Source organism: Sedimenticola hydrogenitrophicus (assembly GCF_025175675.1).
Classification (GTDB): Bacteria; Pseudomonadota; Gammaproteobacteria; order Chromatiales; family Chromatiaceae; genus Sedimenticola; species Sedimenticola hydrogenitrophicus.
In genome coordinates this window covers 1-23,522 of the sequence record NZ_JANIOA010000023.1, presented here as the reverse complement: position 1 = coordinate 23,522, position 23,522 = coordinate 1, and the positions used below count along the sequence as shown (strand labels likewise).

Here is a 23,522-nt window from a genome sequence, read left to right as displayed (position 1 = left end):
ACGGAGTTGAATCCCCGGGGTAGACCACACGGGAGTGGAACAAGGCCGGAAGCGGAATCGCAAGCAATTCCGCTTCCGCGCATCAGCTCAGCCCGTACAGCCCGGGGAACAGCAGGATGGAGACGAGGATAGCGATCTGCATCAGGATGAACGGCAGCACCCCGCGGTAGATGTCGACCGTGCGTACCGCCGGCGGCGCCACCCCCTTGAGGTAGAACAGGCTGAAACCGAACGGTGGTGTCAGGAAGGAGGTCTGCAGATTCATCGCGATCAGGATGGCGAACCAGAGCGGGGCGATCCCCAGGCTGTCGGCCACCGGCGCCAGCATCGGCACGATGATGAAGGAGATCTCGACGAAGTCGATGAAGAAGCCCAGCACCAGGATCACCAGCATGGAGAGGATCAGGAATCCCATCTGCTCGCCCGGCAGGCCGCCGAGGATCTCCTCCACGATGAGGTCGCCGCCGGAGTAGGTGAAGGTCATGGAAAAGGCCGTGGCGCCGAGCAGGATGGCGAATACCATGGCGGTCACCTTGACCGTCTCCAGGGCCGACTCGAACAGCATGCTCCAGCTGAACTGGCGGTAGAACAGGGCCAGCAGCAGGGCGCCGAAGCCGCCCAGGGCGGAGGATTCGGTCGGTGTGGCGATACCGGCGAAGATCGATCCCAGCACCACCAGGATCAGCACCAGGGGCGGCAACACCGCCTTCAGCGCCCGCAGATACTGTTCGTGCCGGTGGTTCAGATCCTCATCCATTGGCATGGCCGGGGCCACCTCCGGGTGCAGGAATGCCTTGATCAGGATATAGACGACATAGGAGCCGATCAGCACCAGGCCGGGGCCGACGGCGGCCTTGAACAGGTCGCCCACCGGGATGCCCATCACGTCACCGAGGATGATCAGGATGATCGAGGGCGGGATGATCTGGCCGAGGGTGCCCGCCGCGCAGATGGTGCCGCAGGCGAGGCGCTTGTCGTAGTTGAACTTGAGCATCACCGGCAGGGAGATCAGGCCCATGGCCACCACCGAGGCACCCACCACGCCGGTGGAGGCGGCCAGCAGGGCGCCCACCAGGATGGTGGAGATGGCCAGCCCGCCGCGCACGCCACCGAACAGCTTGCCCATCGACTCCAGCAGCTGGGCCGCCAACTGGGTTTTCTGCAGGATGATGCCCATGAAGATGAACAGCGGGATGGCCATCAGCACCGTGTTCTCCATGATGCTGTAGATACGGAACGGCATGAAGGCGAACAGGTCCGGGCCGGCCGCGAACAGGCCGAACAGCAGCGCCACGCCGCCGAAGGTGAAGGCCACCGGGAAGCCCAGCAGCAGCAGCGCCAGGGCCGCGAAAAACATAACGATACCAATCATTGCACTCTACCTGCCGGATCAGAAAAAGGACTCTTCATGGGGGGCTTGCGGGTGCCGCCCCAGCAGCGTGTTGACCGAGTGCAGGATCATCCCGACGCCGCTGACGGTCATGGCAAAGAAGCCGAACGGGATCATCGACTTGATCAGCCAGCGGTAGGGCAGGCCGCCGGGATCGCCCGACTGCTCCCCCAGTGCGAAGGACTCGCGCACGAAATCCACGCCGTAGTAACAGACCAGCAGGGTGAACGGCAGCAGGAACAGCAGGCTGCCGAGCAGGTCGATCCACGCCCTGGCGTTGACCGACTGACGTTCATAGATCAGGTCGACCCGCACGTGGCCGTCGTGGCGCAGGGCGTAGGAGACGCCGAGCAGGAACACACTGGCGTAGAGGTGCCACTCCAGCTCCTGCATGCCGATGGAGACATCGTTGAACAGGTAGCGCATCACCACGTCGTAAAAAACATTCAGCAGCAGCCCGATCAACAACGCCCCGGCGATCCTGCCCAACAGATCCGAGAAGCCGTTGATGGCCTTTTCCAGTTGCATGAGAAACATAAATCGACCCCGAAGACCGGACGGCCGCCTGGCGGCCGTCCGGCGGTTGTGGCATTACTGAGTGGATTGACTGTTGAGGTAGGCGACGTCGGAGATGTCACTCCACACCCGCACCTGCTTCAGGTAGCTGGCCTGGGAGTCGATGATCTCCTTGGCCAGTGGGTCCCCGGCGGCCTGCTCGGCCAGCAGTTCGCTGTTGGCTTTTTCCATTGCCGCGATCACCGGTTTGGGGAAGGTCTTGATCTTGATCTCGGGGTATTCGCTCTTCATCTTCGCCCAGTTCTCGCCGCTGGCGTGATAGGACTGCACGTACATGTCATAGGCGGCGGTGCGCATGGCCACGCGCAGGATCTCCTGCAGATCGGCCGGCAGCTTGTCCCAGGATTTCTGGTTGATCATGAACTGCAGTTCGGTGGCGGGTTCATGCCAGCCGGTGTAGTAGTAGGGGGCGATCTTGTGGAAGCCCATGCGCAGGTCCAGCGAGGGGCCGACCCACTCCAGGGCGTCGATGGTGCGGCGCTCCAGGGCGGTGTAGAGTTCGCCCGCCGGGATGTTGGTCGGCTTGGCGCCCAGCTTGGCCAGCACCTCGCCGGCGAAGCCGGGGATACGCATCTTCAGGCCCTGCAGATCCTCCACCGAGTTGATCTCCTTCTGGAACCAGCCGCCCATCTGGTTGCCGGTGTTGCCGCCCGGGAAGGAGAGCACGCCGTGCTTGTCATACACCTTCTTCATCAGCTCCATGCCGCCGCCAAAGTAGAACCAGCCGTACTGCTCCGGCGCGGTCATGCCGAACGGCATGGTGGTGAAGAACAGGGTGTTGGGGTCCTTGCCCTTCCAGTAGTAGGAGGCGGAGTGGCCCATGTCGTACTGGCCCGCGCGCACCATGTCGAACACCCCCAGGGGTGCCTTGTGCTTGTTCTTGGAGTCGATGCTGATCTTCAGGCGCCCGTTGGACATCTTCTCCGCCATCGCCGCCATGTTTTTGGTGGCATCGCCAAAGATCGGAAAATTGGAGGGCCAGGTCTCGGCCAGCCTCAGCCGGTAGCTCTTCTCGGCGGCAAAGGCGGGGTTGATCAGCGCCACGGCGCAGACCGCGGCCGCCAGCAGTTTTCGGGTTAATCGGGATTTGAACATGGTAACGGATCCTCTCTCGGCCGATGCGTTGATCGGCGGTTTATTGTCAGGACTCAAACACGGCTTGGGGCCGCTTATTCATGCTGACAACCGGGAGAGGAGGCGGCTACTCGCAATAGTGCGCAGACCGGCACCGGACACTACCGAGTGGCGGGGCGGTTATTGCCGAGTGCCGGTAGGTAATAACACCCAGGTGCATCCCGTTGATGGAAGCTGGTAGAGAGGTGTCGGAGTCAAGCCGCGTGTTTCCGGGAATCGGATGATCCATTCCGAGCGGCTTGACTCCTACACCTGCGTGCGATTTCAGGTCAGCCCCGTTCCCCGGGAGCCCCCTCTGAGATCTGCGAAGAAATAACTACCGCTCTGACCGCCCGAGAGCGGACCGCTGGAACGCCCTTTCGAGATTGGGATTGAAATTCAGTTCATAAAACCCTAAAGTTTAGATTGGTTATACCGATAGTTGTATTACTGATAGCGCGGAGAGGCGGGGGGCCTCAAGTAGTATCGGCAATCATGAAAATAATGAATCGTGGTGTTTCTTTGTCGGGGCGATTGATCGCCGCCGCGTTTGTCCTGTTGGGACTGTTCTCGATGGCGTCGATGGTCCGCGCCGGGGAGTGGCCGGGGGACCGCACTTTCCTGGTGGGGTTTGCCCAGGATCACATGGCCAACGACTGGCGGGCCGCCCAGGTGCGGGATATCGAACGGGAGTTCGCCCGTTATCCCTTCATCCGTTTCGTCTATACCGATGCCGGCGGCAAGACCGCCCAGCAGGTGGTGGATATCGAGAACCTGCGGGCGCGCGGAGTGGATCTGCTGATCACCAGCCCGCGCGATGCCGAGGCCATGGCGCCGGTCATCTCCAGCGTCTACAACGCCGGTATCCCGGTGATCCTGCTGAGCCGCCGTACCATAGGCGACGATTACAGCCTCTTTATCGGCGCCAGCAACCGTCGGATCGCCCGCCAGGCGGCCGATTTCTTCGCTGAACGGCTGCACGGCAAGGGGCGCATCCTGGTGCTGCAGCACATCCCCACCTCGACCCCGGGGATCGACCGCACTGAGGGGTTCCGGGAGCAACTGGCCAACTATCCCGGTATCGAGATCGCCGCGATCAAGCGCGCCGACTCACTGCGCCACCTGGCGATCAAGGCAGTAGAGGAGGCCCTGGCCGAGGGGATCGAATTCGATGCCATCTATGCCCAGAGTGACAGCATGGCCACCGGCGCGCGTATTGCGCTGAAGCAGGCGGGCCGGGATCCGGCCGCGATTCCCATTACCGGCATTGACTATATCGGCGAGGCGCGGGAGGCCATCCGTGCCGGAGAGCAGGCCGCCAGTTTCACCTATCCCACGTTCGGCAGGGAAGGGGCGGAATACGCCATACGTATTCTGCGCGGCGAGACGGTACCCAAGGAGGTCACGGTGGATTCGCTGATGGTGACGCATGAGAATGTCGACGCCATCGAGCCAATCTTCTGATGAGGGTCGTCTCCCTGCTCAATCTTAAGATCAGACAGAAGCTGCTGCTGTTCTGGTTTGGCGCCATCCTGCTCTCCCTGTTGCTGCTGGGAATTACCCTGTCGCTGTTGATCTCCCGGCAGTATGAGGCGAGTGCCCGGGCAAAGATCGCCATCGATTTTCATACCCTCGTCAGCGAATTGAGCGGCCTCCAGGTCAAACTGGAACACCAGGTCTCCCTGCTGGCCGCCAGAGCAGATGTGGTCTCCATCACCAGCCTGGTGGATACCTATCAGAATGTTGGTGACTATCAGCCGCTGGTGTTCGATGGCGAGAAGCGGCGTCTTGCCGGCTTGCTGTCGCAACAGGCGATGGCCAGCAACCTGCAGCATATCTCCATTTATGACAGTAAACGGCAATTGATCGCCTGCAACTGTGCGTCTCCGACCGGGGGTAAGAGCGGGGGCTATACCAGCGTCCGGGATGGGGTGCTCACTTACCTGGGGATCGAACAGGGGGAACTGCTCCGGGACAGCCGTTTCAACCAGCTCCAGTCACTGCCGGAGCACCTGCCGACGGTACGTACCCTGCTGTTCCGATTGCTCGATGACCAGCTGGTGATCGATGCCTTTATGCCGGTCACCCGGACATTCCCGGATGGAACCCACCGGTTGCTGGGGGTGGTGCGGATAATCGAGTATCTGGATGACGCGTTTGTCGAACATATCCGGCAGCACAGCACCGCCGAGTTCATGTTTTCGGTCGGAGAACGGCTTCGCTACGGTGGGCTGGATGGGGTCACCCCGGGTGCCGCCACCGATCTGCCGCAGCTGGATAATGCAGATTTTACCCGTTCGGAACCCCTGTGGCGGCACGACGACAAACATTTTCTCGGCGTCGGCAAATTATCGCTGCAGGGGGCGCAGCCGGTTGTCTTCGTCTTCGGCATCAGCAAGGATGAGCTGATGAAGAGTTTCGAGGTATTCAAAACCTCGATCATCGCGGTGCTGATCGTGATGGCCATGCTGGTGCTGCCGGCGGGCTTTTTCCTGCTCAGCCGCAATATCTCCCAGCCCCTGGAACGGCTCGCTTCCGGGGTGCGGGCGTTGGGGCGGGGCGATTACATCGAATTGAATACCCGGGGAAGCCGGGATGAGATCGGGGAGCTGGCGGGCTCGTTCAATGAGATGAGTCGGGCGCTGCAGAGCCGAGAGGTGGGCCTGCGCAAGCTCAGCCTGGCCGTCGAGCAGAGTCCGGTGTCGGTGATGATCACCGATCCCGACGGATGGATTGAGTATGTCAATGCCCATTTCGTGGAGGTCTCCGGCTACAGCCGCGAGGAGGCGCTGGGTGTAAAACCCAGCCTGCTCAAGTCCGGCAACACCCCCCTGGAAAGGTACCGACAACTCTGGGATACGGTACTCGGCGGCAGCGTCTGGCGCGGCCAGCTGTGCAACCGGCGCAAGAACGGGGAGATCTACTGGGAAGAGGCGGTGATCGCGCCGGTCAAGGACGGCCACGACCAGGTCACCCACCTGATCGCGGTCAAGGAGGACATCACCCTGCGCAAATCCTATGAGGAGCAGCTGTTGCGCCAGGCGAATTATGACAGCCTGACCGAACTGCCCAATCGGTTGCTGGTGCTCGACCGCCTCTCCCAGGCGCTCGCTTATGCCGGGCGCCATGAGCTCAGCGTGGCAGTCATCTTTATCGATCTGGACAACTTCAAGAAGGTCAACGACACCCTCGGTCATGCGGTGGGGGATGCGCTGCTGGTCAAGATCGCCCATCGCTTCGGCCAGGTGCTGCGCGGTGGCGATACCCTTGCCAGACTGGGCGGTGATGAGTTTCTGGTGGTTATCCCCGATGTGACGGGGCAGGATGAGGCCGGCAATATCGCTGAAAAGATCATTCGAACCCTGGAGCAGTCGATCAGGCTGGAGGGGCGGGATATCTATATCACGGCGAGTCTGGGAATAAGCCTCTATCCCACGGATGGCCAGGATTCACCGATCCTGATGCGCAACGCCGATGCCGCCATGTATAACGCCAAGGACAGCGGTCGTAACACTTACCGCTTCTTCACGCCGGCAATGAACGAGAATGCCCTGCGACGCCTGGAGATGGAATCGCGTCTGCGCCATGCCCTGAAGAACGGCGAGCTGTCACTCCATTATCAGCCCCAGGTGAGTGCCGACGGCGCTGAGCTGCTGGGGGCCGAGGCGCTGTTACGCTGGCACAACCCGGTGCTGGGTCAGGTGCCGCCGGACAAGTTCATCCCCCTGGCCGAGGATCTCGGGGTGATCCACGAAATCGGCGAATGGATCCTGCTCACCGCCTGTCGCCAGGCGTACACCTGGTTCGGCGAACGTCAGTTACCGTTTCGCATGGCGGTGAACGTCTCGCCGCTGCAGCTTCGCGACGGCAGGATCGTCCCGGTGGTGCGCCGGGCGCTTGAACAGAGCGGCCTGCCGCCGGCGATGCTGGAGCTGGAGCTGACCGAGGGTCTGCTGATGGAGCACCCGGAGGAGAAGGAGGCCCTGTTACGGGAGCTCAAGGGTCTGGGTGTGACCCTGGCGCTGGACGATTTTGGTACCGGATACTCATCGCTCAGCTATTTGCGACGCTTTCCCTTCGATATCCTGAAGATCGACCGCAGCTTTATTCGCGACCTGACTACCGACCCGGATGATGCCGAACTGACCCTCTCCATCATCTCCATGGCCCACAGCCTGCGCCTGCAGGTGGTGGCGGAGGGCGTCGAAACCCTGGAGCAGTTACAGTTCCTGCAGGCCCACGGCTGTGACCTGATCCAGGGCTTCTACTTCAGTAAGCCGCTCCCCGCCGCAGGATTCAGTGCCTGGCTCGATAGCGATAGCCGCAGCCGTCAAGTCCACGATCGCTGAACCCTCCCCCGTTATCGACGCCGAACAGAGGGAATAAAAGCCGTTCCCGCCGTCCCGTTTTTTACCGGAACAGACTCCTGGCGTGTCTTGCCGGCCGCTGTCGCTTCAGGAACTTCCAGCAGTTTTCCCGTCCTGCAAGCATAGACATAGCCGTAGATGGGGATCTCCGGGGGCGCCGTGGAGTGGTACCTCGGCCCTTTCCGTTGGTCTGTGCGTTATCGATTCCAGTCCATAGAAAACGCATGTGGAAAGCCATCACCAACAAGCTTCAGTATAGAAACTAGTTACGCCTTCGTGTTGGATAGAGAGTGTGTGGGTTTGGCCCGCCGTTGTGATCAGTTCATCCAGCCATTTCAGCCCCTGCTCCCACTCCCCCAGACCCGATTCGTGGTTGATGTGGCCGTAGTCGCCGAGGAGCTCGATGCGGGCGCCCAGGCGTTCGGCGAACAGCCGGCCCCGTTGCAGGGCGGAGAAGTCAGTCTCCCGTGCCGGGTCACGGAAAGGGAGACTGACGTGCCCTAGGCCGTGACAGATTCCGTTCGCATCGCAGGAACGGCCCGTCCGTTCCCCGCCGCCGGCCTGATTTTGAACCAGATCGCGTACAACACCGGCAAGAACACCAGGGTTAGAACCGTGCCGGCGAAGGTGCCACCGATCAAGGTATAGGCCAGAGTTCCCCAGAACACCGACTGGGTGAGCGGTATGAACGCCAGCATGGCGGCGAGCGCGGTCAGGATGACCGGACGCGCTCGCTGCACGGTGGCCTCTACCACGGCATCGAAGGGCGTCACTCCATCCTTCTCGTTGTCGTGTATCTGACCGATCAGGATGAGCGTGTTGCGCATCAGGATTCCGGACAGTGCGATCAGGCCGACCAGCGCGTTGATGCCGAACGGCTGCTGGAACAACAGCAGGGTGGGCACCACCCCGATGAGGCCCAGCGGCGCGGTGGCGAACACCATCATCATCGCGGAGATCGAGCGCACCTGGAAGATGATCGTAATCAGCGTGAGGGCGATCATGATGGGGAAGATCGGCGCCATGGCGCGATTCGCCTTGCCGGATTCCTCGATGGAGCCACCCATTTCGATCCGATAGCCGGCCGGTAACTTGGCGATGACGGGTTGAAGATCCTTCCATACCGCGGTGGACACGTCCGGCGGCTGCAAGCCCTCGGCGATGTCGCCGCGCACGGTGATCGTCGGTGTGCGATCGCGGCGGCGCAGGATCGGATCTTCCATGCGGACGTCCACTTTTCCGATCTGGGACAATGGAATCCGCTGGCCGGTCACGCCCACCAGGGTGAAGTCAGTGATCCTGCCCGGATCTAGCCGCGTGTTTCCGGCCGAGCGGGCCGTGACCTGTACCGAACGGATGTCCTCGCGCACCTCGGTAATCGGGATGCCGCTCAACAGAAACTGCAGCTGTTGAGCCACGTCGGTGGACGTCAAGCCGATGCTCTGCAGGCGATCCTGATCGAGCGAAAAATGCAGCGTCGGCACACGCTCGCCCCAGTCGGTGTTGACCGTTCTCATCTGCGCAGAGGCCTGCATCACGCCACGCACCTGTGCCGCGATGTCGCGCAGTTTGTCGGGGTCGGGCCCCATCATGCGGAAGGCGACGGGGTAGGGCGAGTAGGGTCCGAACACCAGTTGGGCAATCCGCACGCGGGCTTCCGGTGCCAGCCCGTCGGCCACCGCCTGGCGCATCCTGTGCTTGAGCGCCTCGCGCTCCTCGGCGCCTCCCGTCAACACGACGATCTTCGCGAACGAGGGGTCGGGCAGTTCCGGCGCCATGGCGAGGTAGAAGCGCGGCGCGCCCTGTCCGACGTAGGCGGTCACGACCTTGGCTTCCGGCTGCTTGGCCAGCCAGGCCTCGACCTTTTTGGAGGCGGCACTCGTCTGCTCGATGGAAGTGCCATGGGGCATCTGCACTTCGACCAGCACCTCGGGCCGATCGGAAGTGGGGAAGAACTGCTTCTTCACGACACTCATGCCCATCACCGCGATCACAAAGGCACCGATCACGCTCACGGCGACCAGCCATTTGCGCTGGATCACCGATCCCAGCAGGCGACGGAAGCGCTCGTAGCGCAGTGTGCCGTAGATCGCGTCGTGACCGCCGGCGCGCGGTTCGAAGTTCGGTAGCAACTTCACTCCCAGGTAGGGGGTGAATACGACGGCGACGATCCAGGACACGATCAACGCGATGCCGACGATCCAGAACAGATTGCCGGCGTACTCGCCGGCGGTCGACTTGGCGAAGCCGTTGGGCATGAAGCCGATCGCGGTCACCAGGGTCCCGGCGAGCATGGGCGCGGCGGTGTGGCTCCACGCATAGGACGCTGCGTGTACCCGCTCGTAGCCCTCCTCCATCTTCACGACCATCATCTCGATCGCGATGATCGCATCGTCGACCAGCAGCCCCAGGGCCAGGATCAGGGAACCGAGCGTGATCCGGTCGAAGTTCTTGCCGGTGGCGGCCATGACGACGAACACCGCCGCCAGCGTCAGCGGCACCGCCGCCGCAACGACGATGCCGACCCGCCATCCCATGCTGAGGAAGCTCACCAGCATCACCACGCCGAGGGCAGCGATGAACTTGAGCATGAACTCGTCGACGGCCGATTGGATATTGACCGACTGGTCCGTCACCTTGGACAGGCTCATGCCGAGCGGCATCGCTGCGTTGATGGCCGCCGCTTCCGCTTCCAGCGCCTTGCCCAGATCGAGGCCGTTCCAGCCCTCGCGCATGACCACGCCGAGAATCAGGGCCGGCTCACCGTTGTTGCGGATCAGGAAGGTCGCCGGATCTTCGTACCCCCGCTTCACGTCGGCAATGTCGCCGAGCTTCAGCGTACGGCCCTGCGCGACGACGGGCGTATTGCGGATCGCCTCCAGGTCGTCGATCGCACCGTCCAGCCGGATGAAGACTTGCGGACCCTTGGCTTCGACCGAGCCTGCTGGCGTCATCGCGTTGCGGCTATTGAGCGCTGCGAAGAGGTCGCGCGGGGACACGCCCAGGGTTGCGAGGCGGTCTTGGGAGAACTCGACGAAGATCCTTTCGGCCTGCTCGCCGATGATGTTCACTTTCTTGACGCCTGGCACGTGAAGCAGCCGCTGGCGCAGGGCCTCCGCATCGCGGACCAGGCTTCTATGCGGCTCGCCATTGGCCTTCAGCGCATAGAGCGTAAAGGTCACGTCGGCGTATTCGTCGTTCACCATCGGACCAATAACGCCATGCGGAAGGCTGCCGGCCTCGTCGCCGAGCTTCTTGCGTGCCTGATAGAACTGATCGGGAACGTCGGCGGGCGGGGCGCTATCTTGCAGGTAGACCGTGCTGAAGGCCAGGCCCGGGCGCGTAAAGGTCTCGGTCCGGTCATACCAGCGTAGTTCCTGCATCCTCTTTTCCAGGGGTTCGGCGACCAGTTCCTCCATTTCCTTGGCCGTGGCCCCCGGCCAGGACGTGATCACGGTCATCTGCTTGACCGTGAAAGGGGGGTCTTCCGCCCGGCCCAAGCTCAGGAAGGCCAGGATTCCAGCGACGGAAATCGCCACCAGCAGGAACAGGGTGACCGGACGCTCGCGTACGGCTAGGGCGGAGAGGTTGAGGCCGCTCATTGCCGTTCCCCACCGGTCGCCGCCACGCTTGGTGTGACTTCGCCTTCAGCCAGCCGCACGTGGTCACCTTCGCGCAGCAGGTGCGCGCCGAGCGCGACGACGCGATCGTCCGCAGCAAGGCCGTCGACGATCAGAGCGGCATCTTCACTGAGGCCGGCGACCTGCACGGGACGCCAGGTGACCCGAGGCGTTTCCCCTTCGACCAGCCATACGCCGGGCCCCTTGCCCGGATCGAAGATCGCACCGATCGGCACCTGTAGCGCCGGGGCGGACTGGCCGTTAGGAATCTCGATGGAGACGGTTGAGCCCAGCGGCGCGTCTGCCAGGCGGTCCTCCAGTACGTAGCGCGCCTCGAAGGTCCGCGTCTGAGGGTTGGCGGCGTCGGACAACTGGCGAAGCTTCGCGGCGCCCGTCAGCCCGTTTCCATACAAGCGTGCCCGGCCGTTGGAGCCGATCACCGGGCGCAGGGTTTCGGGGAGCGCGATGACCGCCTCACGGCGCCCGGCATGCGCCACGCGGACGACAACCTGGCCCGCACCGACGACCTGGCCCGGCTCCGCCAGGGTGTCCACCACCACGCCGTCCGCATAGGCGAGCAGGACGGCGTAGCCCGTTTCGTTGTGGGCAACGTCGGCCTGGGCCTTGGCCGCCTTGAGCTCCGCTCGCGCCGAATCGGCGGCCGCCTTGGCCTTGTCGTAGGCGGAAGCCGACACCGCGCCCGTGGCGACGAGGTCGCGATAGCGCGCTTCGTCCTCCGCGGTCTGGTGCGCCCGCGCCCTGGCGGCGGCAACGGCCTCGTCGTGGGCGCGCGTGGCGAGCTTCAAGTCCGTCGGATCGATGCGCATCAGCGGTTGGCCGCGCTTGACGGCCTGCCCGGTATCGACCAAACGCTCCAGGATCTTGCCGGGAACGCGGAAGCCCAGATCGCTCTGAACCCGCGCCGCGACGACTCCGGTGAATGAACGCTCCGCCTGGACGGCGGGCGCCACCGGCGCTACCCGCACCAGGGGGATCCGGGCCCGTGGATCAATTGAAGAAGTGGCGTCGCTGCACGCAGCCAGGACTAAGGGCAGCAGAGCGACGACGGCGAGGGAAATATTACGGTGCTGAAGCATGGCGACCTCCGGTAACGCGAAGGCCTTTATTCTCTAGCGAGTGACTAATATTGTCAATAGTCACAACCCAGATTTTTGAACTGGCTATGGGGCCAGGCTGCGCAGCACCAGGTTGGAAAGCTGGACCGGCGCCTCGTCGGCAACATCAAGGTTGTACTGGAGCAGGAGCGGATTCACATAAGGCTGCATGACGAGATCGATCGCATGCACCGTCTCGTCGAGCGGCGTCTTGCGCTCGAACTCGCCGCTCTCCCGCCCTTCGCGGACCACCTCCGTCAGGATCTGCCGGATGCGCTCACAATAGGCGCGGGCGGACGGCCACCCCTCGCCGGCGGAATACGCGGCGATGTCGTACAGCTTGCGATCGTTGAAGAATAGGCTCACGCCGGTCGACACCAAGGTCTTGAACATCCTGCGGAATTTTTCCGTCGGCGTGGGCGCGCCTGCCATCGCCTCTTCGACCGCGGCGATGATGGCGCTCAGGGTCCTGGCGCAGATGGCCTCGCCGATGGCCTGCTTGGAATCGAAGAACTTGTAGATATAGGCCTTGGAAAAGCCGATCGACTTGGCCAGGTCGGAGACCGTGGTCTTCTCGTAGCCGTAGTGGCTGAAGTGCTCTCCGGCTGCCTCGACGATCTGCTCTCGAACGCTGTGGTCGGCAGGGCCACGCGCCTGCGGGGTGGAAGACTCAATTTCACTCATGGGAAAACAATACCTCATATTCTACAGTTTGACAATTAGTGACTAATACGGATAATAGTCACTCGAACAGTTCAACTACCCGAAGGACTCTCATGATCGCACATCCCCGCTCTCTCGCCCTTCTTCTGAATGTCGGCATCTTGACGGGTTGCGCCGTTGGCCCCGACTACAGAACTCCCGAGATCGCACTGTCGTCCACCTTCTTCGGGCAGGAAAGTGTCAATCAGCGGCTGGTTCAGCACAAGGCAGACCTCACGGTCTGGTGGTCCGCCTTCGATGATCCTCTGCTGACGCGCTTCGTCTCTCTGGCCCTTGAACAGAATCTGGACATCGCACAAGCGGCGGCACGTGTCGTCCAGTCGCGCGCGTCGCTGCGCCACGCCGATGCGGGGCTGCTTCCGGCGGCCAACGTGAGTATAAGCGCTGAGCGAGGCTACCAGTCGGTCGAGACCCCGCTGGGGCAGGTGCTCAACGCCATGCCAGGCTTCGATCGCAGCGGCAGTGCCTACGAGGCCAACCTCGGTGCGAGTTGGGAAACCGACCTGTTCGGCGGTCTGCGCCGAGGGCAGGAGGTCGCCCGCGCGGCGTACGAGGCTTCTGAAGCCGGTGCGGTGGCGACGCGGCTGGCCGTAGCCGCGCAGACCGCGGACGTGTACGTCACGATCCGGGGCTTGCAGGCGCGCATCGCGATCGCCGGACAGCAGGTGGAGACCCGCCGCCAGTTGCTCGCCATGGTCACGCTCCAGTACGAAAAGGGGATCGCCGCCGAGCTCCAGATGAACCAGGCCGAGGGTTCGCTTACCCAGGCCGAGGCGCAGATCCCCGTCCTGGAGGCTGGCCTTGATACGGCGATGAACGCGCTGGACGTGCTGCTCGGGGTGCAGCCGGGAACCTACCGCAGGGAGTTGGCCCCGGTGGCGCCGGTCCCGGTCGCTCCGGGGCTGGCCGAGACCGGCACCCCGGCCGAGGTGCTTCGGCGCAGGCCCGATCTCATTGTCGCCGAGCGGCGCCTTGCCGCAGCCAATGCGCGCATCGGCGTGGCGGTCTCGGAGTACTACCCCAAGTTCTCGCTCGCCGCCCTGCTGGGCAGCGCCACCGCGATCGCGAGTGGCAACCTCTTCGCCGGGGCCGCCAGTCAGGCCCAGGGCATCCTCGGACTGCGCTGGCGCCTGTTCGACTTCGGCCGCGTCGACGCGCAGATCGCCGCGGCGCGTGGCCAGGAGGCCGAAGCCCTGGCGGCCTACCGGATGGCCGTGTTACGGGCGACCGAGGATGTCGAGAACGCCTTCTCCGCGCTGGTCAAACGCGAGGCCCAGGTCGGCGTCCTGACGCGGGGTGAATTGTCGTTCGCCCGTGCGCGCGAGAACTCGCTTGCCGCCTACCAGGGCGGCGGCGTCAGCCTGATCGAGGTGCTCGATGCCGATGGCAAGCTGCTGCAGGCGCGCGACGCGAAAGCACAGGCGCAAACCGAGGTTGCGCGCGCCGCCATCGCCGCCTTCCGCGCTTTGGGGGGCGGATGGGAGGCGCCCAATGCAAGCAGCAACCGCCTCTACAGCGACCTCTCCACCAACGACATCGCCACTCCCGACAGCAGGAAAGCAAAATGACCACAACAGACAATTCATGGGTGCTCATCACGGGCGCATCGAGCGGCTTCGGCGAGGAGTTCGCCCGCCAATATGCCGAGCAGGGCCATTCGCTGGTCCTGGTGGCGTGCCGGCTGGCCCGGCTTCAAGCACTCGCCGAGACACTACGCCGACAGTACGACATCGACGTCGTGGTGGAGCAGGTCGATCTCTCGGATATTGCGGCGGTCACCCAACTGCATCGGGGCCTCCGCGAGCGAGGCATTGCGATCGACATCCTGATCAACAACGCCGGCCATGGACTGCAAGGCCCGTTCGTGGAGAGCCAGTTGGACGCGGCGATGGCAATGGTGCAGCTGGATGTGACGAGCCTGACCGCGATTACCCACGTCTTTGCGCAAGACATGCGGGCACGCGGACGCGGGAAGATCCTGCTGGTGGCCAGCCTGCTGGCCTACCAGGGGGTGCAGAACTTCGCCGTCTATGCCGCTGCCAAGGCTTACGTGTTGCGCCTGGGTGAAGCGCTGCATCGCGAACTCAAGCGCGATGGGGTCACGGTGACGGCGCTTTGCCCGGGCGTGTCGGACACCGGCTTCGTCACCGCGGCGCAGATGAAGATCACACCCGCGCTAAAGGGGTTGATGATGCAGCCGGCCACCGTGGTGCGCGCCGGTATCCGCGCCTTGCAGGCCGGACGCATCAGCGTCGTGCCGGGCTGGGCGAACAAGGCCCTCGTGATCCTCACGTGGGCGACGCCACGCTGGTTGCACCAGGCCTTTTTGTCGCGTGCCATGAACGGATGACACGTATTTCCGGCCGAGCGGTGCCAAGCGCCAACGGTGCCGCCCGCCCACCGCATCACCTGAACAGGAGACTCATCATGAACTCGACTCTGGCATTGTCCGGCATCGCCCTCGTCCTTTCCGCCCACACCGCGCTGGCCGATGCCGGTCGCCCGCTGGACCCTCACGAGCAGGCGCGGCAGTTGATACTGAGCGTGACACAGCATTCGGCAGCCATCCGCAGCACGACGGCAACTGCGGCGCTGGCGCCGACGGATCCGCATGAGTTCGCGCGTCAGCGAATTGTCGTGCCACCCGTGACGGGCGTCGCGTTCCAGCCCGCACTCGCGACGGGATCGCAGTCGACGATCGACCCGCACCTGCGTGCGCGCCGCTCGATTCTGGGAAGCTCGGGTGAGTTGCGGGATTAGTGCCACATCATCCTGCGGACGCTCAACGGATGATCAGCGCGTGGGAGCGATTGGCAACACTTCCTGACAGCGCACTGACTGATCGCCGGGGTCGCGCATCCAGCGCCGAACCTGATTCGCGTTGAGACCGTTGGCATCACTCATCCGCAGCACGCAATTCATCCAGCCATTTCAGCCCCTGCTCCCACTCCCCCAGACCCGATTCGTGGTTGATGTGGCCGTAGTCGCCGAGGAGCTCGATGCGGGCGCCCAGGCGTTCGGCGAACAGCCGGCCGCGTTGCAGGGCGGAGTAGGGGTCGTTGCGGCTCAGCACGGCGATGGCGGGGAAGGGCAGCGGGGCGAGTTGCGGGTTGGAGAAGCCCTGGATGGCGTCCGGCAGGTCGGGGCGCTGCACGTCGGGGATGGCCACCAGCAGGGCACCGATGACCCGGTCCGAGGCGTGTTCAGCGGCCCATTCGGCCACGGTGATGGTGCCCAGGCTGTGGGCGATCAGGATCACCGGGCCTGCGGCGGCGGTGATTTCCCGGTCCAGGGCGGCGACCCAGTCGTCGTGTTCCGGGAAGTCCCAGCTGGCGGGGCGGGTGCGGCGGCTGTTGGGCAGCCGCTGCTGCCAGTGGCTCTGCCAGTGATCGGGGCCGGAGTTGCCGTAACCGGGGACGATGATGTGGTGGATAGGGTTGCTGGTGTGCATGGTTTGACCGGGTCGTGGGTTGTATGGATGAGGACCGAGCATAGGTTGCCAATGCGGGGCGGAAAAAGACTGCCTGATTATGATACCAGTCGGTTCGGTTATGCCAGTTCATCCACTTCAGGTTGTTAAGGGCAACAAATAGATATCATAAGAAAAAATTATAGATGATTAATATTTTCTATCATTACCCTGCCAGACCTGCTATAGCAGCTAAACTTGCTGTGTTATTCCCCCGGATACGGGGTGGTGGACCGGGAGATTGTTGGCAAGGCATGGCGGGGTTCGGTGTTCTGGGGCACTGAAACCAAGCGGGATGAGCCGCCGGAATCCCCTTCAATGTGAACAGTTGCCAGGAGATAGTATGGACATGCCGACCAGAGGCCTTTCGGCCCCAGCGGATCTCAGTCGATTTGGCATTACCGATGTGGCGGAGATTGTCTATAACCCCTCCTATGCACAGCTCTTCGAGGAGGAGACCCGTACCGACCTTGAGGGCTTTGAGCGGGGTGTGGTTACCGAGCTTGGGGCGGTTGCGGTGAGTACCGGTGATTTCACCGGCCGTTCCCCGAAGGACAAGTATATCGTTCGCGACGCCACGACCGAGGATACCCTCTGGTGGTCGCACCACGGCAAGAACGATAACAAGGCGCTCTCCCAGGAGACCTGGGGAGAACTGAAGGAACTGGTTGCCCGGCAGCTTTCCGGCAAGCGCCTGTTCGTCATCGATGCCTTCTGCGGTGCCAATGTGAGCAGCCGTCTCAGCGTACGCATCATCACCGAGGTGGCCTGGCAGGCGCACTTTGTGAAAAATATGTTCATCCGGCCGAGTGAGGAGGAGTTGCGGCACTTTGAGCCCGACTTTGTGGTGCTGAACGGCGCCAGGGCGACTAATCCCCACTGGCAGCGTCAGGGCCTCAACAGTGAGAATTTTGTCGCCTTCAATCTTACCGAGCGGATGCAGCTGATCGGCGGCACCTGGTACGGCGGCGAGATGAAAAAGGGCATGTTCTCGATGATGAATTACCTGCTGCCGCTGCGCGGCATCGCCTCCATGCACTGTTCGGCAAATGTGGGAGAGCAGGGTGATGTGGCGATCTTCTTCGGTCTCTCCGGTACCGGCAAGACCACCCTCTCGGCCGATCCCAAGCGCGCCCTGATTGGCGATGATGAACACGGCTGGGACGATGACGGCATTTTCAATTTCGAGGGCGGTTGTTATGCCAAGACCATCAATCTGAGCGAGGAGAACGAGCCGGATATCTACCATGCGATCAAGCGCGATGCGCTGCTGGAGAATGTGACTGTCGATGAGAACGGCAAGATCGATTTCAGCGACGGTTCGCGTACCGAGAACACCCGGGTCAGCTATCCGATCCACCATATCGAAAATATTGTCAAGCCGGTCTCCAAGGCGGGGCATGCACAGAAGGTGATCTTCCTCACTGCCGACGCCTTCGGCGTGTTGCCACCGGTCTCCCGATTGACGCCGGATCAGACCGAGTACCACTTCCTCTCCGGATTCACCGCCAAGCTGGCGGGTACCGAGCGCGGCATCACCGAGCCGACCCCCACCTTCTCGGCCTGCTTCGGGGCCGCGTTCCTGAAACTGCACCCGACCCGGTATGCCAGGGAGCTGGTGAAGCGCATGGAGGCGGTGGGCGCCACCGCGTACCTGGTGAATACCGGCTGGAACGGTTCCGGCAAGCGCATCTCTATCCAGGACACCCGCGCCATTATCGATGCCATCCTGGATGGCTCCATCGAGCACGCGGCAACCAAGAGCATTCCGGTATTCAATCTGCAGGTACCGACCGAGCTACCCGGTTGTGACAGCGGCATTCTGGACCCCCGGGACACCTATGCCGACGCGGCGGAGTGGGATGCCAAGGCAAAGGCGTTGGCCCACCTGTTCGCGGAAAACTTCGGTCGCTATACCGACGCGGCGGAGGGCAAACGGCTGGTGGCGGCGGGTCCGCAGATCGACTGACCGCGCTGGCGCTCCGGCGCGGGTCGGCGCAGGCAACAATGAAAACGCCCGTCTAAGACGGGCGTTTCCATTTGTTACGGGATATTTTTTCCCCGGGTTTCACTGTGGCGTGGTCCGGGGTCCGAATCGCCCGTGTGCGGGAGCGATCAGGCCTGGCCGTACTTTGCCTTGGCCTCGCGGCGCCGCGCGTGCAGCACCGGTTCGGTGTAGCCGTTGGGCTGTTCGGTGCCCTTGAACACCAGGTCGCAGGCGGCCTGGAAGGCGACGCCGTCGAAGCCGGGTGCCATGTCGCGGTAGTTGGGGTCATCGGCGTTCTGCCGGTCCACCACGGCGGCCATGCGTTTCAGGGTCTCCATTACCTGCGCCTCGCTGCAGACGCCGTGGCGCAGCCAGTTGGCGATGTGCTGGCTGGAGATGCGCAGGGTGGCGCGGTCCTCCATCAGGCCGACGTCGTTGATGTCGGGCACCTTGGAGCAGCCCACCCCCTGGTCGATCCAGCGCACCACATAGCCGAGGATGCCCTGGGCGTTGTTGTCCAGCTCCTGCTGGATCTCCTCGGCGCTGTAGCTCCGGTCGCCCATCAGCGGGATCTCCAGGATGGCGTCCAGGCTGGCCAGCTCGCGGCTCGCCAGTTCGTTCTGGCGCTCGGCCACGTTCACCTTGTGGTAGTGGATGGCATGCAGGGTGGCGGCGGTGGGCGAGGGCACCCAGGCGGTGTTGGCACCGGCCAGCGGGTGGGCGATCTTGGCCTGCAGCATGTTGGCCATCTGGTCGGGGATGGGCCACATGCCCTTGCCGATCTGCGCCTTGCCGCGCAGCCCGCAGCGCAGTCCGATGTCCACGTTCCAGTCCTCGTAGGCCTTGATCCAGGGGAGCTGTTTCATCGCCTCCTTGCGCGCCACCGGACCGGCCTCCATGCTGGTGTGGATCTCGTCGCCGGTGCGGTCGAGGAAGCCGGTGTTGATGAACACCACGCGCTCCCTGGCGGCCTGGATACAGGCCTTCAGGTTGACCGTGGTACGGCGCTCCTCGTCCATGATGCCGACCTTCATGGTGTTGCGCGCCAGGCCCAGGGCCTCCTCGATGCGGCTGAACAGCTCGCAGGTGAAGGCGACTTCTTCCGGACCGTGCATTTTCGGTTTCACGATATAGATGCTGCCGCGCCGGCTGTTGCGGTACTTGCCGTTGCCTTTCAAGTCGTGCAGGGCGATCAGGGCGGTCATCATGCCGTCCAGGATGCCCTCGGGTATCTCGTCGCCGTTGCGGTCGAGGATCGCCTCGTTGGTCATCAGGTGACCGACGTTGCGGATGAACAGCAGGCTGCGGCCCGGCAGGGTCAGGCTGCCGCCGTCGGGGGTGCGGTAGCTACGGTCCGGGTTCAGGTGGCGGGTGATGGTCTTGCCGCCCTTCTCCATGTCGGTGCTCAGGTCGCCCATGAACAGGCCCAGCATGTTGCTGTAGACCAGCGCCTTGTCCTCCGCGTCCACGGCGGTGACCGAGTCCTCACAGTCCTGGATGGTGGTGATGGCCGCCTCCAGCAGCACGTCCTTCACCCCGGCCGCATCCCCCTTACCGATCGGCGAGTTGCGGTCGATCTGGATCTCCAGGTGCAGGCCGTTGTTCTTCAGCAGCACCGCGCTGGGGGCGTCGGCCTCGCCGTTGAAACCGGCCAGTTTTTCCGGCTGCGCCAGGCCGGTCTCGCTGCCGTCGCCCAGGCTGACCGTGAGCGCGCCGTCGATGATGCGGTAGCCGGTGGCGTCCCGATGGCTGCCGTTCGCCAGCGCTACCGCCTCATCCAGCAGGTTGCGCGCGGTCTCGATCACCTTGGCGCCGCGCGCCGGGTTGTAGCCGGCGGTGATCGCCAGGTCGCCGCTCTGCGCGATGGCATCGGTACCGTAGAGGGCGTCGTACAGGCTGCCCCAGCGGGCGTTGCTGGCGTTGAGGGCGTAGCGGGCGTTGTTGATTGGCACCACCAGCTGGGGACCGGCCATCTCGGCGATCTCCGGGTCGACGTTCTCGGTCCCGATAGTGAAGTCCGCCACCTCCGGTAGCAGGTAGCCGATCTCGACCAGGAACGTCTTGTAGGCGGCCGCATCCAGCGGTTGGCCGGCCTGCTGCCGGTGCCACTGGTCGATCTGCGCCTGGAGTTGGTCACGCCTGGCCAGCAGGGCACGGTTTTTCGGGGTCAGGTCGTCGACGATCTGCTCGAGTCGGCTCCAGAAGTCGGCGGCGTTAACCCCGCTCCCCGGTATGATCCGGTTCTCTACCAATTCTTTGATCACGTTGGCGATTTGCAAGCCGCCGATCTGTGTACGTGCTGTCATGTAATGCCCTTGTCGCAGTTGATAATCCAATGGAAATGCCGTCATCCCGGGTGCCTGCAGGGGTGTTGCAACGGCTCACCCGCCACCGCGCCACGGGATTCCGGCACGGCCTAATGACTACATCTTTATATAATAGTCGTCTCCCGGGAGGAGTGGCCTTACCTGACACCTGGCAGCACTGACGGCTGTCCGCACCCTGCAGTAAACAACTTCACCGTTTCGGGTGATAACGGCAAATAATCAGTCTATCAAAATCGTGTATGGAATGTACCCTTGCGAATCTACGGATTTGTTTCACCGGGGCTCGGGCGCCAGTCGGGCCAGGGGACGTTCATTGATCGGCAGGTGAATCAGGGCGGCCAGCAGCCCCAGCACCACCCCGGCCCACCAGATGGCATTGTAGGTGCCGGTGGTGTCATACAGCCGCCCGCCCAGCCAGACCCCGAGGAAGCTGCCGATCTGATGGCTGAAGAAGACGATGCCGAACAGGGTGGCCATGTAACGCACGCCGAACACCTGGGCGACGATGCCGGAGGTGAGGGGTACGGTGGAGAGCCAGAGGATACCCATGGCGGCGGCGAACAGGTAAATGGTCAGGGGGGTCTTCGGCGCCAGCAGCAGCGCGGTGATGACCGCCGCCCGGGTGAAGTAGATGAAGGCGAGACCGCCCTTCTTGCTCCAGCGGGTGCCGGCGGCACCGGAGAGGAACGAGCCGATAATATTGAACAGGCCGATAATTGCCAGGGCGTAGGCCCCCACCTCCGGTGCCAGTCCCAGATCCTTCACATAGGAGGGAAAGTGGACGGTGATGAAGGCGACGTGGAAACCGCAGACGAAGAAGCCGACGGTGAGCAGCACGAAGCCGCGATGCCCAGCCGCCTCGCGTAGCGCCTCTACCAGCGACTGGTCGTAGGCCGGTTCACCCAGGTGGGTGTGGCTGTCCGGCAGTACCAGGGCAAAGGGAATGATCAACAGCGCGGAGGCGGCCAGGATCAGCAATGCCGCCTGCCAGCCGAAGGCGGCGATGAACTGCTGGCCGAGGGGCGAGAAGACCACCTGTCCGAGGGAACCGGCGGCGGTGCCGAGTCCCAGTACCAGGGTGCGCCGCTCCGGCCCCACCACCTTGGCCATGGCCGCCAGGGCGATGGAGAAGGCGGAGAAGGCGATGCCGAGGCCGGTCAGCACACCGCCGAACAGGTGCAGCCCCAGGCTGCTGTCGGTGGTGGCCATGCCCCAGACGCCGATGGCGTAGAGCAGGGCGCCGAAGGAGAGCACCCGCATCGGCCCGAAGCGGTCGGCCATGGCCCCGGCTACCGGTACGCCGATGCCCCACAGCAAGTTCTGGATCGCCATGGCGATGGCGAAGGTCTCGCGGTTCCAGCCGTGGGTCAGGGTCATGGGTTCCAGGAACAGGCCGAACACCGAGCGGATGCCGAAGCCGATCATGGCGATCAGGCAGCCGGCGATGATGACCAGCAGCGGGGTGCGCCAAGTGGGGCAGGTTGGGATTATTTGCGCTCACGATGGATTCCCTTCGGTTTCGGCGGATGCCGCATGGTACCCGATTTCGGCGTAATTAATAACAGGGACGGGGAAGGGTTAGTTTCATCTGCAACCGATCAGGCCGCAAGGGTCGGGGTTCGCAGTATTTAGGCCGCAGGGGTCGGAGTCAAATTGGATCAAGCCTGGACGGTTAAGCCAAAATCATGAACTCAATTTGACTCCGACCCCTCAAGTTACGACCCCCAAGTTACCCATGCAACGGAAGGTGCGGGGGACAAAAGAGATTGAAATTGTCTTCTCGGCGACTGTCTTGGCCGTGTCAATGGGTTATGATCTGGCGAATTCATCGCCGCAGGTGTCGGAGTCGCGCGGAGGTTTTGGTGGCGTGCCCACTACAGCGGGCGCGCGACTCCGACACCCTCAGGCAGATCAGGTGGCGGATACAGGTCTCTCCCATGTCGACAGAAAGCGCTCTGGCCTTTTTCGTGGCCATCTTCATCTTCTCCATCACCCCGGGTCCCGGGGTGTTCGCCATTCTGGCGCGTGCCATGACCGAGGGGACGGCGGCCTGCGTTACCCTGGCGCTGGGGATGGCGATCAGCGACATCGTCTACCTGGTCTTCGCCTGCTACGGCCTGGCCGCCGTAGCCGAACACTGGGGCGGGCTGTTTACGCTGATCCGGATCCTGGGCGCCGCCTACCTGCTCTATCTCGGCTGGCGGATGTGGCGCACCCGGCCCAGCCTGGCCACCGAAGCGGCCGGGGTGAAGTCGAGCGATCAGGTGAAGAGTTTTATCCAGGGCTTCCTGATCTCGGCCTCCAACCCCAAGGTGATCCTGTTCTACATCGCCTTCCTGCCCACCTTCATGGACCTGAGCGTGCTGACCACCCGGGATATCGTTCTGGCCTCGGTGATCACCCTGGTCGGGTTGATGCTGGGTCTGCTGCTGATCGCGCTCAGCGCCTCCTGGGCACGCAAGAAGTTTCGTTCCGAGCGGGCGATGCGCGGGCTCAACCGGGTGGCCGGCTCCATCATGATGGCGGCCGGTGCCTATATCGGGCTGCGGCACTGATAGGGTTACCTGATTACCCACCTGGCTCAGCCATCAGGATCGCAGGTCGGAGAAATGCAGCGTAATCCGACGAATAAGCCCGATCTATCGGATTACGCCTTCGGCTAACGCGACCTACAACCAAAACCTTATTTCAACCGGCAAGGACGCAAAGAACACGAAGGAAAACACCGGCTTGTATCCTCCCGATCCTTCACCTGCCGGGCTTGCCCTGACGTGCAGGTAAGTCATCGTAGCTCTTTGCGTTCTTTGCGTTCTTTGCGTTCTTTGCGTTCTTTGC

At 63.2% G+C, this 23,522-nt stretch carries 17 protein-coding genes; 7 read left to right on the top strand and 10 right to left on the bottom strand.

The window, feature by feature from the left end; all coding sequences use genetic code 11:
• Positions 1-82: 82 nt before the first annotated feature.
• The 3 genes from NPX02_RS13230 to NPX02_RS13220 are packed head-to-tail and all read right to left on the bottom strand — an operon-like array spanning position 83 to position 3,061.
• The gene (locus NPX02_RS13230) at positions 83-1,372 is read right to left on the bottom strand and encodes a TRAP transporter large permease (RefSeq protein WP_260294174.1); all 1,290 of its coding nucleotides are present in this window, start codon (positions 1,370-1,372) and stop codon (positions 83-85) included.
• A gap of 18 nt (positions 1,373-1,390) precedes the next feature.
• Positions 1,391-1,927: a TRAP transporter small permease subunit gene (locus NPX02_RS13225; protein ID WP_260294173.1), complete on the bottom strand. Its 537-nt coding sequence runs from the start codon at positions 1,925-1,927 to the stop codon at positions 1,391-1,393.
• 54 nt (positions 1,928-1,981) lie between these two features.
• Positions 1,982-3,061 carry a TRAP transporter substrate-binding protein gene (locus NPX02_RS13220; protein WP_260294172.1) on the bottom strand — a complete coding sequence of 360 codons (1,080 nt, stop codon included), beginning with the start codon at positions 3,059-3,061 and terminating at the stop codon, positions 1,982-1,984.
• 540 nt (positions 3,062-3,601) lie between these two features.
• On the opposite strand from NPX02_RS13220, the gene NPX02_RS13215 reads away from it, so the two are divergent.
• The gene (locus NPX02_RS13215) at positions 3,602-4,543 is read left to right on the top strand and encodes a substrate-binding domain-containing protein (RefSeq protein WP_260294171.1); all 942 of its coding nucleotides are present in this window, start codon (positions 3,602-3,604) and stop codon (positions 4,541-4,543) included.
• Complete coding sequence (locus NPX02_RS13210; RefSeq protein ID WP_260294170.1) at positions 4,543-7,428, top strand: bifunctional diguanylate cyclase/phosphodiesterase; 2,886 nt, start codon at positions 4,543-4,545, stop codon at positions 7,426-7,428. The genes NPX02_RS13215 and NPX02_RS13210 overlap by 1 nt, the downstream gene beginning before the upstream one ends.
• 255 nt (positions 7,429-7,683) lie before the next feature.
• Here NPX02_RS13210 and NPX02_RS21620 read toward each other — a convergent pair whose 3' ends face one another.
• From NPX02_RS21620 to NPX02_RS13185, 4 genes are all read right to left on the bottom strand, one after another.
• The gene (locus tag NPX02_RS21620) at positions 7,684-7,851 is read right to left on the bottom strand and encodes a hypothetical protein (RefSeq protein WP_418067335.1); all 168 of its coding nucleotides are present in this window, start codon (positions 7,849-7,851) and stop codon (positions 7,684-7,686) included.
• A gap of 95 nt (positions 7,852-7,946) precedes the next feature.
• Complete coding sequence (locus NPX02_RS13195) at positions 7,947-11,048, bottom strand: efflux RND transporter permease subunit (RefSeq protein WP_260294165.1); 3,102 nt, start codon at positions 11,046-11,048, stop codon at positions 7,947-7,949.
• Complete coding sequence (locus tag NPX02_RS13190; protein WP_260294162.1) at positions 11,045-12,163, bottom strand: efflux RND transporter periplasmic adaptor subunit; 1,119 nt, start codon at positions 12,161-12,163, stop codon at positions 11,045-11,047. The genes NPX02_RS13195 and NPX02_RS13190 overlap by 4 nt, the downstream gene beginning before the upstream one ends.
• Positions 12,164-12,247: 84 nt before the next feature.
• The gene (locus NPX02_RS13185; protein ID WP_260294160.1) at positions 12,248-12,865 is read right to left on the bottom strand and encodes a TetR/AcrR family transcriptional regulator; all 618 of its coding nucleotides are present in this window, start codon (positions 12,863-12,865) and stop codon (positions 12,248-12,250) included.
• A gap of 92 nt (positions 12,866-12,957) precedes the next feature.
• On the opposite strand from NPX02_RS13185, the gene NPX02_RS13180 reads away from it, so the two are divergent.
• The 3 genes from NPX02_RS13180 to NPX02_RS13170 all read left to right on the top strand — a co-directional run bounded on the left by NPX02_RS13180 (position 12,958) and on the right by NPX02_RS13170 (position 15,664).
• On the top strand, positions 12,958-14,472 hold the full coding sequence (locus NPX02_RS13180; protein WP_260294158.1) for an efflux transporter outer membrane subunit: 1,515 nt from the start codon (positions 12,958-12,960) through the stop codon (positions 14,470-14,472).
• Positions 14,469-15,254, top strand: coding sequence for an SDR family NAD(P)-dependent oxidoreductase (locus tag NPX02_RS13175; RefSeq protein ID WP_260294156.1), 786 nt, complete (start codon positions 14,469-14,471; stop codon positions 15,252-15,254). Before NPX02_RS13180 ends, NPX02_RS13175 begins: the two co-directional genes overlap by 4 nt.
• Positions 15,255-15,331: 77 nt before the next feature.
• Positions 15,332-15,664 carry a hypothetical protein gene (locus NPX02_RS13170; RefSeq protein ID WP_260294154.1) on the top strand — a complete coding sequence of 111 codons (333 nt, stop codon included), beginning with the start codon at positions 15,332-15,334 and terminating at the stop codon, positions 15,662-15,664.
• Between the two features lie 136 nt (positions 15,665-15,800).
• Here NPX02_RS13170 and NPX02_RS13165 read toward each other — a convergent pair whose 3' ends face one another.
• Complete coding sequence (locus tag NPX02_RS13165) at positions 15,801-16,355, bottom strand: RBBP9/YdeN family alpha/beta hydrolase (protein ID WP_260294152.1); 555 nt, start codon at positions 16,353-16,355, stop codon at positions 15,801-15,803.
• 367 nt (positions 16,356-16,722) lie between these two features.
• Here NPX02_RS13165 and pckA point away from each other — a divergent pair, with 367 nt between their 5' ends.
• Positions 16,723-18,342 carry a phosphoenolpyruvate carboxykinase (ATP) gene (pckA, locus tag NPX02_RS13160; RefSeq protein ID WP_260294150.1) on the top strand — a complete coding sequence of 540 codons (1,620 nt, stop codon included), beginning with the start codon at positions 16,723-16,725 and terminating at the stop codon, positions 18,340-18,342.
• Between the two features lie 146 nt (positions 18,343-18,488).
• Here pckA and NPX02_RS13155 read toward each other — a convergent pair whose 3' ends face one another.
• A complete protein-coding gene (locus NPX02_RS13155; RefSeq protein ID WP_260294148.1) occupies positions 18,489-20,666 on the bottom strand; it encodes a malate synthase G in 2,178 nt (725 codons plus the stop codon).
• Positions 20,667-20,960: 294 nt separating this feature from the next.
• Positions 20,961-22,112 carry an MFS transporter gene (locus NPX02_RS13150; RefSeq protein ID WP_260294146.1) on the bottom strand — a complete coding sequence of 384 codons (1,152 nt, stop codon included), beginning with the start codon at positions 22,110-22,112 and terminating at the stop codon, positions 20,961-20,963.
• A gap of 512 nt (positions 22,113-22,624) precedes the next feature.
• Here NPX02_RS13150 and NPX02_RS13145 point away from each other — a divergent pair.
• Positions 22,625-23,242 (top strand): LysE family translocator, encoded by a 618-nt coding sequence (locus tag NPX02_RS13145; protein ID WP_260294144.1) that lies wholly within the window; start codon positions 22,625-22,627, stop codon positions 23,240-23,242.
• The last annotated feature ends 280 nt before the right edge of the window (positions 23,243-23,522 follow it).

Bases quoted from the DNA above. Each gene is read 5' to 3' on its own strand.
- NPX02_RS13230 (WP_260294174.1), bottom strand. From the start codon at position 1,372: ATGATTGGTATCGTTATGTTTTTCGCGGCCCTGGCGCTGCTGCTGCTG.
- NPX02_RS13225 (WP_260294173.1), bottom strand. From the start codon at position 1,927: ATGTTTCTCATGCAACTGGAAAAGGCCATCAACGGCTTCTCGGATCTG.
- NPX02_RS13220 (WP_260294172.1), bottom strand. From the start codon at position 3,061: ATGTTCAAATCCCGATTAACCCGAAAACTGCTGGCGGCCGCGGTCTGC.
- NPX02_RS13210 (WP_260294170.1), top strand. From the start codon at position 4,543: ATGAGGGTCGTCTCCCTGCTCAATCTTAAGATCAGACAGAAGCTGCTG.
- NPX02_RS13195 (WP_260294165.1), bottom strand. From the start codon at position 11,048: ATGAGCGGCCTCAACCTCTCCGCCCTAGCCGTACGCGAGCGTCCGGTC.
- NPX02_RS13190 (WP_260294162.1), bottom strand. From the start codon at position 12,163: ATGCTTCAGCACCGTAATATTTCCCTCGCCGTCGTCGCTCTGCTGCCC.
- NPX02_RS13185 (WP_260294160.1), bottom strand. From the start codon at position 12,865: ATGAGTGAAATTGAGTCTTCCACCCCGCAGGCGCGTGGCCCTGCCGAC.
- NPX02_RS13180 (WP_260294158.1), top strand. From the start codon at position 12,958: ATGATCGCACATCCCCGCTCTCTCGCCCTTCTTCTGAATGTCGGCATC.
- NPX02_RS13175 (WP_260294156.1), top strand. From the start codon at position 14,469: ATGACCACAACAGACAATTCATGGGTGCTCATCACGGGCGCATCGAGC.
- NPX02_RS13170 (WP_260294154.1), top strand. From the start codon at position 15,332: ATGAACTCGACTCTGGCATTGTCCGGCATCGCCCTCGTCCTTTCCGCC.
- NPX02_RS13165 (WP_260294152.1), bottom strand. From the start codon at position 16,355: ATGCACACCAGCAACCCTATCCACCACATCATCGTCCCCGGTTACGGC.
- pckA (WP_260294150.1), top strand. From the start codon at position 16,723: ATGCCGACCAGAGGCCTTTCGGCCCCAGCGGATCTCAGTCGATTTGGC.
- NPX02_RS13155 (WP_260294148.1), bottom strand. From the start codon at position 20,666: ATGACAGCACGTACACAGATCGGCGGCTTGCAAATCGCCAACGTGATC.
- NPX02_RS13150 (WP_260294146.1), bottom strand. From the start codon at position 22,112: ATGATCGGCTTCGGCATCCGCTCGGTGTTCGGCCTGTTCCTGGAACCC.
- NPX02_RS13145 (WP_260294144.1), top strand. From the start codon at position 22,625: ATGTCGACAGAAAGCGCTCTGGCCTTTTTCGTGGCCATCTTCATCTTC.